This window comes from Corynebacterium sp. CTNIH16 (assembly GCF_032821655.1).
Taxonomy (GTDB): Bacteria; Actinomycetota; Actinomycetes; order Mycobacteriales; family Mycobacteriaceae; genus Corynebacterium; species Corynebacterium marquesiae.
Genome location: NZ_JAVBIG010000001.1, coordinates 273843 through 287710, shown reverse-complemented (window position 1 = coordinate 287710; position 13868 = coordinate 273843). Strand labels below are relative to the sequence as shown.

General features: G+C 60.2%; 13 protein-coding genes. 8 read left to right on the top strand and 5 right to left on the bottom strand.

Translation table 11 applies throughout. From position 1 onward, the window contains the following. Positions 1 to 15 precede the first annotated feature (15 nt). The 6 genes from pgeF (at position 16) to RAE04_RS01375 (ending at position 4072) form a co-directional block, all read left to right on the top strand. Positions 16 to 747 (top strand): peptidoglycan editing factor PgeF, encoded by a 732-nt coding sequence (gene pgeF / locus RAE04_RS01400; RefSeq protein WP_198491692.1) that lies wholly within the window; start codon positions 16 to 18, stop codon positions 745 to 747. Next, a complete protein-coding gene (locus tag RAE04_RS01395) occupies positions 747 to 1445 on the top strand; it encodes a YggS family pyridoxal phosphate-dependent enzyme (RefSeq protein WP_317026170.1) in 699 nt (232 codons plus the stop codon). Before pgeF ends, RAE04_RS01395 begins: the two co-directional genes overlap by 1 nt. A 104-nt stretch (positions 1446 to 1549) precedes the next feature. Then, positions 1550 to 2002, top strand: coding sequence for a cell division protein SepF (locus RAE04_RS01390; protein WP_005324522.1), 453 nt, complete (start codon positions 1550 to 1552; stop codon positions 2000 to 2002). Positions 2003 to 2078: 76 nt separating this feature from the next. Next, positions 2079 to 2372 carry a YggT family protein gene (locus tag RAE04_RS01385; RefSeq protein ID WP_317026169.1) on the top strand — a complete coding sequence of 98 codons (294 nt, stop codon included), beginning with the start codon at positions 2079 to 2081 and terminating at the stop codon, positions 2370 to 2372. Between the two features lie 203 nt (positions 2373 to 2575). Continuing rightward, entirely contained in the window at positions 2576 to 3751 is a 1176-nt protein-coding gene (locus RAE04_RS01380; protein ID WP_317026168.1) for a DivIVA domain-containing protein, read from the top strand. A gap of 99 nt (positions 3752 to 3850) precedes the next feature. After that, positions 3851 to 4072 carry a zinc-binding dehydrogenase gene (locus tag RAE04_RS01375; protein ID WP_317026167.1) on the top strand — a complete coding sequence of 74 codons (222 nt, stop codon included), beginning with the start codon at positions 3851 to 3853 and terminating at the stop codon, positions 4070 to 4072. A gap of 75 nt (positions 4073 to 4147) precedes the next feature. On the opposite strand, the gene RAE04_RS01370 is transcribed toward RAE04_RS01375, so the two are convergent. Next, positions 4148 to 5149, bottom strand: coding sequence for an HNH endonuclease signature motif containing protein (locus tag RAE04_RS01370; protein ID WP_317026166.1), 1002 nt, complete (start codon positions 5147 to 5149; stop codon positions 4148 to 4150). A gap of 288 nt (positions 5150 to 5437) precedes the next feature. On the opposite strand from RAE04_RS01370, the gene ileS reads away from it, so the two are divergent. After that, positions 5438 to 8608: an isoleucine--tRNA ligase gene (gene ileS, locus RAE04_RS01365; RefSeq protein ID WP_317026165.1), complete on the top strand. Its 3171-nt coding sequence runs from the start codon at positions 5438 to 5440 to the stop codon at positions 8606 to 8608. Positions 8609 to 8679: 71 nt separating this feature from the next. Here the strand turns inward: ileS and RAE04_RS01360 are convergent, their stop codons facing one another. The 3 genes from RAE04_RS01360 to RAE04_RS01350 all read right to left on the bottom strand — a co-directional run bounded on the left by RAE04_RS01360 (position 8680) and on the right by RAE04_RS01350 (position 11242). Next, positions 8680 to 9912 carry an MFS transporter gene (locus RAE04_RS01360; protein WP_317026164.1) on the bottom strand — a complete coding sequence of 411 codons (1233 nt, stop codon included), beginning with the start codon at positions 9910 to 9912 and terminating at the stop codon, positions 8680 to 8682. Further along, the gene (locus RAE04_RS01355) at positions 9909 to 10553 is read right to left on the bottom strand and encodes a GntR family transcriptional regulator (RefSeq protein ID WP_317026163.1); all 645 of its coding nucleotides are present in this window, start codon (positions 10551 to 10553) and stop codon (positions 9909 to 9911) included. Before RAE04_RS01355 ends, RAE04_RS01360 begins: the two co-directional genes overlap by 4 nt. A 65-nt stretch (positions 10554 to 10618) precedes the next feature. Further along, positions 10619 to 11242 (bottom strand): metallophosphoesterase, encoded by a 624-nt coding sequence (locus RAE04_RS01350; protein ID WP_317026162.1) that lies wholly within the window; start codon positions 11240 to 11242, stop codon positions 10619 to 10621. A 304-nt stretch (positions 11243 to 11546) separates the two neighbouring features. Between RAE04_RS01350 and RAE04_RS01345 the strand changes: the two genes are divergently transcribed. Further along, positions 11547 to 12935, top strand: coding sequence for a DNA polymerase IV (locus RAE04_RS01345; protein WP_317026161.1), 1389 nt, complete (start codon positions 11547 to 11549; stop codon positions 12933 to 12935). On the opposite strand, the gene RAE04_RS01340 is transcribed toward RAE04_RS01345, so the two are convergent. Then, positions 12932 to 13825: an asparaginase gene (locus RAE04_RS01340; RefSeq protein ID WP_317026160.1), complete on the bottom strand. Its 894-nt coding sequence runs from the start codon at positions 13823 to 13825 to the stop codon at positions 12932 to 12934. The two genes, RAE04_RS01345 and RAE04_RS01340, sit on opposite strands and share 4 nt — an antisense overlap. Positions 13826 to 13868 lie beyond the last annotated feature (43 nt).

Here is a 13868-nt window from a genome sequence, read left to right as displayed (position 1 = left end):
GCTACGCTGGTGTGCATGCCAGTAAACGAGGAACATCGCACCACACGCCCCGTCCGCATGGTTTTTACTAGCCGTGCTGGCGGGGCGTCTGCTATCCCATACGACTCCTTTAACTTGGGGCACCACGTCGGCGATGACCCCGCCGCGGTTGCCGCTAACCGCGAGCGCTTGAAGCGCGTGACCGGTCTGGACGACATCGTGTGGATGGAACAGTTACACACCAATACCGTCACCGTCGTCGATGGTCCACGGGACGAGCCCGTGCCAGCCACAGACGCAATTGTCACCACCCAGCGACGCCTCGGGCTGGGCGTCCTCGTCGCTGATTGCACGCCGGTGCTGCTTGTCGACGTCGCCGCTGGTGTCATCGCCGCCGCCCACGCCGGCCGCCTTGGCGCCCGCAACGGCATTGTGGTCAATACCGTGCGCGAAATGCAGAAGCTTGGCGCACAGCCCGAGCGCATTCAGGTGGTTATGGGGCCGGCTGCTTCGGGAAAGAACTATGAAGTGCCCGAGGAAATGGCCACTGACGTCGAGCGTCGCTTGCCCGGCTCCAAGACACGGACGTCGAAGGGCACGTGGGGCATTGATGTGCGCGCAGGGCTGATTCGCCAGCTTATGGGGCTAGGTATCACCGCCATTGAATCCGACCCCCGTTGCACCATTGAAGACGAAGAATTCTTTTCCTATCGACGCGAAGGAACCACCGGCCGCCAGGCCGGACTAATTTGGTTGGAGGCTAAGTAATGTCAGACCGAAAGGTACAGCTAGAACAAAACCTATCGGCCACTCGTGCCGAGATTGAACGGCTAGCAGCGCAGTCAGGTCGAAAACCGCCCCAGCTGTTGCCGGTGACGAAGTTCCACCCTGCTGCGGATATTGCCCTGCTGGCGGATCTTGGGGTTACCGACGTCGCCGAAAACCGAGAGCAAGAAGCTCGGGCAAAGGCCGCTGAGTTGCCCCAGTTGCATTTTCACATGATTGGCCAGATCCAGACCAAGAAAGCCAACCATGTAGCTCGATGGGCGACCAGCGTGCATTCGCTTGATTCTCTCAAGCTCGCCCACGCACTGGAGCGGGGAGTTTCCTTAGCCAAGGAACGAGGCGAGCGCGAAAGCAACTTGCCGGTATTTATCCAAGTCTCCGCCGATGGTGATGGTGCTCGAGGTGGTGTATCTCCGGACGCCCTCGATGAGCTCGTCCGTGCCGTAGAAGAAGCGCAGCACCTGGAACTTGCCGGACTCATGGTTGTTCCGCCTCTCGACGCCGACGCAGGTGAGGTATTCCGGAACGTGCGTGGAGAGGTAGATCGCTTATCGTCGGAGCTCAATCGAGCGCTGAAAATGTCTGCTGGCATGAGTGCGGACATGGCCGAGGCAATTGCTGCGGGCAGCGATATCGTGCGTGTCGGAACCAGTATCATGGGACCGCGGCCAGTAGGTTAAAAACATCGCAAAAGCGCATTTCACAGCGTAAATCACATGAGTCACACCAGACACATTTTACGCGTTTAGACTTGTACAAATTTAGGTCAGAGGGAGACCCAAAAATGTCATTCATTGATAAGACGAAGGATTTCTTCGGGCTGGGCCCGGTGGACATCGAAGAGGACGATGCCTACTACAACGAGGAGCCGCGTTACTCCGAAAATAGCTCCTCGGCCTACGCACCTCGCCGCGCCCCGCAGTCCTATGAGCCGGCCCCAGTACAGGAGGAATTCGTTCCGACTATCGTGGCTATTTCGCTGACGTCTTTCAATGATGCCGCCAAGGTAGGCGAGCCTTTCCGCGACGGTGATGCTGTGGTCTTCGAGCTGACTGACGCCGAAAAGGCCACTGCCAAGCGTTTCATCGACTTCGCTGCCGGCCTCTGTTTCGGCCTGGAGGGTCGTATGCTCAACCTCACCAAGGGTATGGACACTGAGCGCAAGGTCTTTTCCATCGTGCCTAAGTCTGCAGACATTGCAAAGCACGAACTCGAGCGTGCCGCAGGCCTGCGCTAAAGCGGCACGGTTCATTTAACCCCCGCGGGGTGCCGATTGGGCACCCGCGGGGGTTTATTCGATAGGCTCGGTCATTGTGACACAACTCGGAATTATTCTTATCCTGCTCGTGCGGATCTACACGTGGGTGCTCATCGCCCGCATCATTATTGAGATGATCCAGTCCTTCTCGCGGCAGTTCAACCCTCCACGCTGGTTCATGGTTATAGCGGAGCCTTTGTTTGTGATTACGGACCCGCCGGTCAAGGCGTTGCGGCGCCTGATCCCGCCCCTGCAAATGGGTGGCGTAGCGCTTGATGTATCGGTGCTTGTACTGTTCGTCTTGCTCTCGATACTCACAATGATCTTGCGGATAATTTTTCTGACTTAGCACCCCCGTCGCCTCGAAACCTGTGGTAAACGTTGAGACTCGGCGGGGCGTCGATTATTGTGGGCGTTTGGTTACGATAAATCGCGATAACCCGTATTATGAACCACATGTACCTTTGTGGGGAAGGTTTAGTTAGACCTGAACCGCACTCCTAAGGCCCTGGAAGCTCCGGGGTTGTACCAACCTGAAGGGGAAGAGAAGACATGCCACTGTCACCAGCTGATGTTCACAACGTCGCGTTCAGCAAGCCGCCAATTGGCAAGCGCGGCTACAACGAAGACGAGGTGGATCAGTTCCTCGACCTCGTAGAGGACGCCCTTGCCCAGCTGCAGGATGAGAACGAAGACCTGCAGGCTCAGGTCAGCGATTTGAACTCCCAGGCTAAGGCGGGTGCTGGTGCCGGTGCTGCTGGTACCGCAACTGCAGCTTCCACCCGCGCCGATGAGGCTGCGCTGCGCAAGGAAATTGAGGCCAAGCTGCGCGCGGAGTACGAAACCAAGCTGGCGGACTCTAAGTCCGAGGTTTCCCGTGCTAAGGAAGAGACCAAGAAGGCACAGGAGCAGGTTAAGGCAGCTCAGGCTGAGGCTTCCAAGGCACAGGCGTCTGGCTCCGCTGCTGCTTCCTCTTCCGCCGACCTGAAGGCAGCCCGCGATGAGGCGGCTCAGGCCAAGAAAGACGCCGAGGCAGCTCGCGCGGAGGCAGCCCAGGCAAAGAAGGACCTCGAGGCTTCCAAGAAGGAAAACGACGAGCTGAAGAAGTCCGCTTCCGCAGCTGGTTCCTCCAAGGCTGGTGCAGCGGCTGCGGGTATCGCAGGTGCTGGTGCTGCTCAGACCGCCGATGGCCTGGCTACTCCAGAAACCCACATGCAGGCTGCCCGCGTTCTGGGTCTGGCACAGGAGATGGCAGACCGCCTGACCTCCGAGGCTCGTGCGGAGTCCGAGTCCATGCTGTCCGAGGCGCGCACTGCCGCTGAGAAGCAGCTGACCGATGCAGATTCCCGCTCCAAGGCACAGCTTGCCGACGCCCAGAAAAAGTACGACGCTCAGCTGCAGGATGCAGATTCCCGCTCCAAGAAGCTGGTATCTGACGCTGAGGCTAAGGCAAAGCAGACCGAGTCTGATGCTTCCTCCCGCGCTGAGGCACAAATCCGCCAGGCAGAGGAGAAGGCCGCTTCGCTGCAGGCCGATGCCGAGCGCAAGCACACCGAGGTTATGAACACCGTCAAGCAGCAGCAGACCGCACTGGAGGCTCGCATCTCCGAGCTGCGCACCTTCGAGCGTGAGTACCGCACCCGCCTGAAGACCCTGCTCGAGTCTCAGCTTGAAGAGTTGGCTACCCGCGGCACCGCCGCACCGAACGGCGAGGCTGGCAACAACTAAGCCACCTCGTTCTTCGTAGCGCCTCCGCCACCGCGGCGGGGGCGCTATTGTTGTTTTAGACCGTCGTGCTTTAGCCCGCTCCTACCGAAAGGAACCACTGTGCTCGTTGCCGCTTTAGTTCTCGCCCTCGTGGCATTCGTGGCCTTGGTCAACTTCGTTATCTCGGGAGCCGACTGGTCGTTGTATATCGTTTTCGCCGCTGCTGGGCTCGGACTCGTGTGCTTCATCCTGGACTGGGCGCATAAGCATCGCGCTGACAAATCCCAAGCAACTGAATCCCCCGAACAAGAGGCTCTGCGCGCAGCCTTCCGCGAGGACTAACGCCGCGAGACCGCAAGCTTTTGGTTGCAGGCATGCCAATAAGGCGCACGAAGCGCCTTATTTCGCAGTCGGGTTCTAGCAATCGGGCGGTTGCCACCGAATCTGTCCGTTGGTACGGGCAAGTCGCCCGCGCAGCGGAGGGGCATTGGGATCGTCATCGTTGGCACCATTGTGGTACGCGCAAGCTGTGGATAAGTTCGCGATATTGGTCAATCCACCGTGCAACCACGGCTCCAGATGGTGAATTTGGCATTCGTCGGCAGGCTTAGCGCAGCGCGGCCATGGGCATACCGGGTTTTCCGCGCCCGCCATCAACCGCTGCTTTGCATTGGCGAAGCGCTCCGTGCGGTACAGGTTCACCGCGCCTTCATAGGGGCTCAGCAGGGTAATGAGCCCATGCTCCTTTAGTGCGCGGCGCACATATTGCGCACCCGTAAGCGTTGCTCCGTTGGTCATCTGCAAGGTGATTTCTTCACCATCACCGTTGACGATGCGCACGTAGTCCTCCAGCTGCACGATGACATTGGTTACCACGGTGCTTCGTTGCCCCGTATTGTTGCCGAAGAAGGTATCTTCCACCACATCCAGCGGCTTTTTATCCTGGTTCTCCACCGCCGCGTGGAGGTCCGCAATAAACGAAGACGAGCCATCGATCGCTAGCGTCCACGGCGCATCCTTGCGTCTGATGATGCGTACACCAGGCTTCACCTTGCGCTTTTTCTTCGGGACCTTGGACTGGGCCAGCTTTTCTAGCGCCCCTGCTGTGGCCTTGGTGGTGCATAGCTGTTCGCGGAGGACCCAGGCGTCGAAAAGCGTGGGCATCTTGCGCGCATACTTTTCAATGATGGATAAAGCAACGATGGAATGCCCATTGTGCTGAGCACCTTCGATAGCACGACGACGCTTCCTAGCGAACTTGGTCGTGCCGCAGTACGCCTCTTTTAGCAATGCCAACTCGCGGGCCGTCTTTTCAGCGGCGCCTCGCGCGCAGAGGTCGTCCTCAGACATGCCTGCGCACCCGAGGACGATGTCCATCCCGGGTGCCATGGCTGCGAGGTAAGTATCTAGCGCGTTCACGATTCACAATTTATTTCCCCGCGCAAGCCCCCACAAGGGAAAATTTTTAGCCTGTGGATAACTTCTTGTGCACGAAGAATCTAGGGCGCTATACTGTGGCCTACACGCAGTGATCCGGCCATCACCGGGGAGCAATTCAGAAGAACAGCCAGTGTGGCCCAGTAGAACTGAACGGGTGGGACCGTCAACTCCTTCACCGAAACGAAGCGGAGCCTTCGGGCTCAAGCAGGGTGGTACCGCGAGCCTTGATGGCGCGTCCCTGCACCGTGTTAAGAGTGAAGGATAATTATGGCGAAAAAGGTTTACCCCAAGGTCGACATGACTGGCGGCTCCAGCCGCTTCCCAGATATGGAAGAGGAAGTCCAGAAGTACTGGAAGCAGGATGATACCTTCCAGGCTTCGCTAGAAAAGACCAAGGACTGCCCAGAGTACATCTTTTATGATGGCCCTCCATTCGCAAATGGCTTGCCGCACTATGGGCACCTGTTGACCGGTTATGTGAAGGATATCGTCCCGCGCTATCGCACCATGGCTGGTAATTACGTGCCTCGTGTCTTCGGCTGGGATACCCACGGTCTGCCCGCCGAGCTGGAAGCGGAAAAGCAGCTGGGTATCACTGAAAAGGCGCAGATCGAGGACATGGGCTTGGAAAAGTTCAATGAATACTGCGCCAAGTCCGTGCTGGAGTACACCGATGAGTGGGAAGAGTACGTCAACCGCCAGGCCCGCTGGGTGGACTTTGAAAACGGCTACAAGACCATGGATATCAACTACATGGAATCGGTCATGTGGGCGTTCAAGGAGCTTTATGACAAGGGCTTGATCTACAAGGGCTTCCGCGTCCTGCCGTACTCTTGGGCGGAGCACACTTCTTTGTCCAATCAGGAGACCCGCCTGGACGATTCCTATAAGATGCGCCAGGATCCGACCCTGACGGTTACCTTCCCAGTGGAGGGCGCGCGCGAGGGAAGCGCGGCAGAAAAGACGTTGGCGGAGCACCCTGCGCTTGCCGACGCCTCCTTCCTCGCCTGGACCACCACCCCTTGGACCTTGCCTTCGAACGAGGCCTTGGCGGTTCATCCAGAGGTTACCTACGTGCTCTTTAAGGCTACCGAGGGTGATTTCGCTGGCCGTACCTTCATCATGGCGGAAAACCTGCTGGCCACCCTGGAGAAGGAACTAGGGGCGGCCGAGGTCCTGGAGACCTTTACCGGCGCGCAACTCGAGGGCTTTACTTATGAGCCGATCTTCGGCTTCTTCCCGGATCTGCGCAACGCCTACCAGGTTTTGATCGCTGATTACGTCACCACGGAGGACGGCACCGGTGTGGTACACCAGGCTCCTGCGTTTGGTGAAGACGATATGAATACCACCAACCAGTACGACATCGAGCTGGTTATCCCAGTTGATGAGGACGGCAAGTTCACCTCGCAGGTTCCGCCGTATGAAGGCCAGCTGGTCTTTGATGCGAATAAGGACATCATTAAGGACCTGAAAGCTGCTGGGCGAGTGGTGCGCCACGTCACCATCGAGCACTCCTATCCGCACTCGTGGCGCTCGGGTGAGCCGCTTATCTACATGGCGCTGCCGGCTTGGTTCGTGAAGGTGACCGAGTTCCGCGATCGCATGGTGGAGCTTAACCACAAGGAGATTGAGTGGCTACCGGAGCATATCCGGGATGGCCAGTTTGGCAAGTGGCTCGAGGGAGCGCGCGACTGGAATATCTCCCGTACCCGCTACTGGGGTGCACCTATCCCAGTGTGGATGTCCGATGATGACAACTATCCGCGCATGGATGTCTACGGCTCCTTGGACGAGCTGGAGCGCGATTTCGGTGTCCGGCCGGAGTCGCTGCACCGTCCACACATCGACGAGTTGGTGCGCCCGAACCCGGATGATCCGACCGGTAAGTCGATGATGCGCCGCGTGCCAGACGTGCTGGATTGCTGGTTTGAGTCCGGCTCGATGCCGTTTGCGCAAAAGCACTACCCATTCGAGAACAAGGAATGGTTTGAAACCCACTCGCCGTCCGACTTCATTGTGGAGTACTCCGGACAGACGCGTGGTTGGTTCTATGTGATGCACGCGCTGTCCACCGCGCTTTTTGATCGCCCGGCGTATAAGAAGGTCGTGGCCCACGGCATCGTGCTGGGCAACGATGGCCTTAAGATGTCTAAGTCCAAGGGCAACTATCCGAACGTCAACGAGGTCTTTGATCGCGATGGTTCGGATGCCATGCGTTGGTTCCTGATGTCTTCGCCTATCCTGCGCGGAGGCAACCTCATCGTGACCGAGCAGGGCATTCGCGAGGGCGTGCGCCAGGCTATCCTGCCTATCTGGAATGCCTATACCTTCCTGCAGCTCTACGCAGAGAAGGAAGCAAAGTTCGACACCAGCTCCGCGCACGTTTTGGACCGCTATATCTTGGCTAAGACCCACGATGTCGTGGCCAATGTCAACGCGGCGCTTGCCGATACCGATATCGCCACGGCAACCGAAGAGGTGCGCCTGTTTGCCGACGTCCTGACCAACTGGTACGTCCGTCGCTCGCGCGATCGTTTCTGGGAGGGCGAGGACGCCCATCCTGAGGCGTTTAATACCTTGTACACCGTGCTGGAGACTGTGACTCGCGTGGTGGCACCGCTGCTACCGCACGTGGCGGAGGTTATCTACCGCGGGCTTACTGGTGAGCGTTCGGTGCACCTGGCAGACTACCCGCAGGCTGCGGATTACCCGTCTGATGCAGATCTCGTCTCTGCGATGGATGCGACCCGCGCGGTGGCCTCGGCAGCGTCCTCGGTGCGCAAGTCCAATAAGCTGCGCAACCGCTTGCCGCTGCCGAAGCTGACGGTGGCCCTCGACGGGGCGCAGCGCCTGGCAGACTTTGCCGATATCATTCGCGATGAGGTCAATGTCAAGGAAGTTGAGCTTACTGACGACGTCGATTCGGTAGGCACCTTCCAGGTTGTCTGTAACGCGAAGGTCGCCGGCCCGCGCTTGGGCAAGGACGTGCAGCGCGCCATCAAGAACCTCAAGGCGGGCAACTACGAACGTCGCGGCGATGAGGTTGTAGTGGACGGCGATATCGTGCTTGGCCCGGATGAGTACACCGAGCGCCTGCAGGCAGCGAATCCGAAGTCGACCGCGCGTATCGAAGGTCTTGACGGCCTGGTAGTACTTGATACCGAGGTGACCGAAGAGCTCGAGGCCGAAGGCTGGGCGGCGGACGTTATCCGCGGCCTCCAAGATGCCCGCAAGGCTTCTGGGTTCGAGGTCTCGGATCGCATCGCGGCCGTACTCTCTGTCCCCGAGGAGAAGAAGGCCTGGGCGGAGCGTCACGCCGACCACATCGCCGGTGAAGTGCTCGCCACCGATTTCCAGGTGACCACCGAGGCGCTCGATGGTGCGGATATACACGAGGTGGTGAAGGGGGTTAGCGCTACCGTCGTCAAGCAGTAGCGCGTACGTTGCCACCTAAAAAATGATTGCCCAGCCAGTGCGGCTGGGCAATTTTTTATGAGTGATAGGACTTAACGGACCGGGCCAGGCAGGTGGGCGCGCCAGCCGAGGACCACGTTAATGAGGCAGCACAGTGCGAGCACGGCGCCAATGAGGAATAGGGTGGTAAAGCCGAGCAGCGGCGCAAGTGCGCTGAAAGCCATGGGGATAAAGAAGCCGGTATAAGACACCGAGTAGTAGACGGCGGTGAGGCCGGCGAGTTCTTCGGCACGGGCGATGCGTTGGACCTCGGAGAGACCGGCGACCAGGGCGAGGCCGTAGCCTGCGCCCATGACCGCTGCGCCGGCGATTCCGAGCGGCAGGGAGCGAGTATGGGAGGCAACCGCGCCGAGGATGGTGCCCACAGTGATAACGCCCATGGCAACTGCGGAAGCGCGGGCGGAGCGGCTGGTATCGATGACCTTGCCGAGCATCTGGATGCCGACGCCGCAGCCCAAGGTGATAACGGTCATCAGGCCCGAGAAAGCGATGGGGGCATCGCCAGCGGACTTGGACAAAAGCTGGGGCAGGAGGGCATAGGCGGCGCCAGCGCAGCCGAAGACCCACGGTGCGACCGGCAGGACAATGCGCACGAAGCGGCGGTGTGCTGCGGAGGGAATGTGCAGCATACGCAGCATGTCGCGGATGCTTAAGTCAAGGAAGGTGTCTTTTACCGTAGCGCCCCGCGGCGGACGGGTTTCCGGGGTCTTCATCAGCCAGATGGCGGTGGCGACGGTGAGGAGGATGTGCAGGATATACGCCAAGTGGGTGGGCCACGGACCCCATTGGGCCAGTACCGATGCGAGGCCGGCGCCGATGAGGAATCCTAAGGTCAGACACATGGAGGCGTGGCGCGGCCCGGCAGCTGGATCGCCGCCAGCGCGGGTGATGAGTTCTGCCACCCATGTGGAGCCGACAGCCATGACGATGCCCAAAGCCAAGCCGCACATGATGCGGCCCACGGCGATGACGAGCGGCTCGTTCGGCGCGATGGACAAAAGGAAAGAACCCAACAGTGACAGCGGCGCGGCAGGCAGCATCGTGGGGCGGCGGCCAATGTAGTCCGAAAGCGGGCCAGAAATCAGCAACGCTGGCACGATGCCGAGCACATAGGCAGCCAAGAGGCCATTGACGGTGACCTGCGAGAAGTGCGACTCCTCGCGGTACATAACTAGGAGAGGGGTGAACTCATTGCCGCCCCACGCGACAGCGACCATGCTGCCAGCGACGGGAAACCATGAGTGTTTGGCAAACTTTTCGGTCATAGTTGATTCCTCGAGTTGCTTAGGTGGGTGTCCAATGCGGAACGGTAGGCGTCGAGGTCGCCGGCGCGGAGGGCATCGGCAAGCGTGCGGTGCTGATCCACGAAGGTGCGGGCGCGGGCTACGTTGCGGCCAATGGCTGTAGCGGTAAAACGCTGCTGGCGTTCGCGCAGCTGGTGTCCCAGCCCAGCCAGCAGGCGATTGGCACCGCCATCCATGATGATCTGGTGGAAACGCGCATCAAGATGCGTATAGGCATACAGGTCTGCGCCATCCAACGCAGTGTCTTGTTCTGTGATGGTCGCGTCTAGCTGATCAGCGATGTCCGCGCGCTCGGCGTCAGGCATGGCGCAGATTTTCTCAGCGCAGTGCCTATCTACGAGCAAGCGTGCTTCATAGACCTCGCGAATTTCCTGCGGGCTGATCGGCACGATGAGCGCACCCCGCCTGGGGTAGAGCTGTAGAAAGCCTTCGACCTCTAGGCGCAGGAACGCCTCGTGCATTGGGGTGCGGCTAATTCCCATTTCGGTAGCCAGGGAGGCCTCGGAAAGCATCTGCGAGGGCTCGAAGGAACCGTCAATGATCTTCTCTTTGACGAAGTCATAGGCGCGCTCCGCGGCGGGCTGCATTCGTTCATTGGACATGCATCCATCTTGCATGCAAGCTTGCATGCAAGCAAAGATATGAGTGGGATTTGTGGGGAACGAATCTAGTAATGCAAACGTGTGACGTGGCACGTATCAGGGTCGAAGAGTAAGCCGTGGCCCATGCCGACCCAGCCGATGAAGGGGGCGTCGGCAAGCGTGTGCGGGGTGTGGACGTGCCCAAGGATCCAGGCATCGGCCTCGCAGGCCTGTAGCTCAGCCACGGAAACCGGCAGGCAGGTGCCTTTAGAAAACTCACCGGTGACGGAAGAATGTAGGAGGCCGAGGATGGGCCCGTTGCTGCGGCGGGGAGGAAGCTGGAGGCGGCGCGGGTCCGGATCGGTGGCCACCGCTGCGGTTAGAACCGTGGTGTTTCCTATGTGAAAGGTATGCACCTGCGTGCCGTGGACTGTGACCTCGGGCGGGAAGTCCAGGTTGTGGTGGGTGTCGTGGTTGCCGGAAATGAAGTGGACTTCGCTGAACAGAGTGACAGCATGGGCCATAACGGTGTGGACCTGAGGCACAAACTCGGCCGAGTTAGCGTTGCGGTCAATGATATCGCCCAAGCACACGCACGCCGTGGCCCCTCTATTGGCGGCAACCTCGAGTGCCTGCAGGGCCCAGTCCAGCCCAGGAGCGCCAGGGAGACCTAAGTGGAGATCTGAAAAGACGAAGATGCTAGCGGGCATGTGCGGCCTTTCGGTTGTGCTGCCAAGACGAGGGGAATACGTGCAGTGGCGATTGTTTCCTCAGGGCTGTGGGGTCGATATGTTCGGCTCGGGCAGTAAGGAGTGAGGCGAGTTGTGGGCTCTGTGTGCAACTATTGGGGGCTTCATAGGCTGAGGGTTACTTTCTGGAGAAAGTGTCTTTGAAAACCTAAATAGATGACTTTGCGGGCGGGTGGCGATGAGATGGAAGGAAATTAAAGCTTTAATTAACGGCATGCAAACATCCAGGAGTGCATGTGGAGGTACGCCTATTAGACTGGGCCGCATGCAACGCTGGGTTTTACATATCGACATGGACGCTTTTTATGCATCTGTCGAACAGCTGACCCGGCCTACGCTGCAGGGGCGTCCCGTTTTGGTGGGAGGCACCAGTGGGCGCGGCGTGGTGGCCGGCGCCTCCTATGAGGCGCGCGAGTACGGCGCGCATTCGGCCATGCCGATGTATCGCGCGCAGCAGCTTGTTGGACTTCGCGCGGTGGTAGTGCAGCCGCGCCGGGCAGTGTATGCGGCGGCGTCGCGGCGCGTATTTGGCATCATCGCGCAACACGTGGAGGTCATCGAGCAGCTTTCCATCGATGAGGCCTTTATGGAACCCGCCGCCCTAGAAGGGGCGAGCGCGGAGGAGGTCAAGCGCTGGGCTGATGAGCTGCGCGGGCTCATTCGGGAAGAGACGGGTCTGCCGTGCTCCATTGGGGCGGGATCGGGCAAACAATTCGCCAAGATTGGATCGGGCGAAGCGAAGCCTGATGGCACCTTTGTTATCCCAGCGGAGCGCCAGCTAGATATGCTGCACCCCCTTGCGGTGAACAAGCTGTGGGGAGTCGGCCCGGTGACCGGGGCGAAGCTCAAGTCCATCGGCGTAGAAACCATTGGGCAGCTAGCGGCGATGACGCGCAAGGAAGTAGAGATTTCCATCGGCAGTGTGGTGGGGCTGCAGCTGTGGCAGCTGGCCCGCGGCATTGATGACCGTGAGGTGGCGCCGCGTGCTATTTCTAAGCAGATTTCTACCGAGCACACCTACCCGAAAGACTTGCAGACCACTCCCGAGGTCGATGCAGCCATCACTCGCGCGGCGGAGGGCGCTCACCGTCGTTTGCTTAAGGACGGGCGCGGCGCGCGCACCGTAACGGTGAAGCTGCGCATGGCGGATTTTCATATCGAATCGCGCTCGACCACCTTGCCCTACGCGACTGACGACGCCGCCGTGCTTACCGCTGCCGCCTTCAAGCTTGCCCGCTACCCCGATGAGTTGGGGCCCATCCGCCTGGTAGGGGTGAGCTATTCCGGGCTAGAGGCCGCTCGCCAAGACGTGCTTTTTCCGGAGCTCGACCGCGAGATCGTGCGTCCTGCACCGGCGGATACGGACTATGAGACTGGGGTGAGCGACGACGCAACACCGGCCATTCCGGCGCCTACGGTGACGGTGGAAGAAGAAACCGATAGCCAGTGGCACGCCACGCAGGATGTTTTCCACCCCGATTACGGCCACGGTTGGATTCAAGGCGCCGGCCACGGGGTGGTGAGCGTGCGCTTTGAAACCCGCACCACGGGTCCCGGCCGCACCAAATCCTTCGCGGCCGACGATCCCGCGCTCGTGCCAGCAGACCCGCTCGACTCGCTGGATTGGAAGGACTGGCTGACCAGCGAGGACTAACCCTCCTGGGCAAACAGCTCCGCCGGATCGGTGCCGGTTGCTAGCGCCGCCGCGAGCAGGATTCGCGCTTGGCTCGGTCGGAACCAGCCGGCGTTGATGGCGCCACGTTTCCCTAGGCTTGCGCCACCACCGTCTCCACCGTAAGCCAGCGCCGTCGGGCCATAGGGTGTGCGGGTAGAAATGATGACAGGGAGGCTGGCATGGAGGGCGTCGGCAAGCGCGCGGCCCATGTCCTCGCCCATATTTCCCGAGCCCATGGCCTCCACAATGAGACCGGAAGTGGGGGAGTTTACGGCGGCGTCGACCAGCAGGCGCCCCGCTCCCGGATAGGTGGGGATGATCTCGATACGCTGCGACGCCAGCGGGGCAGGATTCAAGCGCGGGGTGGTGCCAGGAACGGGCAGTGACTCAAACCCGCGCAGGTCACTGGTGTGCCGCTTGCGCGCACCGCGCGCCGGGATGGTCTCACCGCCGAAGCAGAGGAAAACCCCCGGGCGCCCGCTGGCCGCACTCTCGCGGGCAGCGCGCAGATTGGTCGGGCCGTCGGCCGCGGGGTGATCGTAGGCGCGCTGCGCGCCCGTAAGCACGATGGGTTTTGCCCCTCCACAGAAAATCTCCAACGCTAGCGCGGTTTCCTCCATGGAGTCGGTGCCATGGGTGATGATCACGCCACCGATATCCTCGCGCGCGGTGTGCTCGTTGACCACCGCAATGAGCTCATCGAGGTCCGCCAAAGTAATAGATGACGAGTCGAGCTGGCGAAACTCCACTACCTCGGCGTCGATTTCAGCGGCGAGCTCCGCGCCGGAGACGGTGGGAACCAAGGAACCATCGGCCACGGTGGTGCACGCGATCGTGCCGCCGGTGGCGATCAAAGCAAGTCGGGTCATGCACCCAAGGTTAAAGAAATCTTCGCCCACGCGGCGGGCGCAG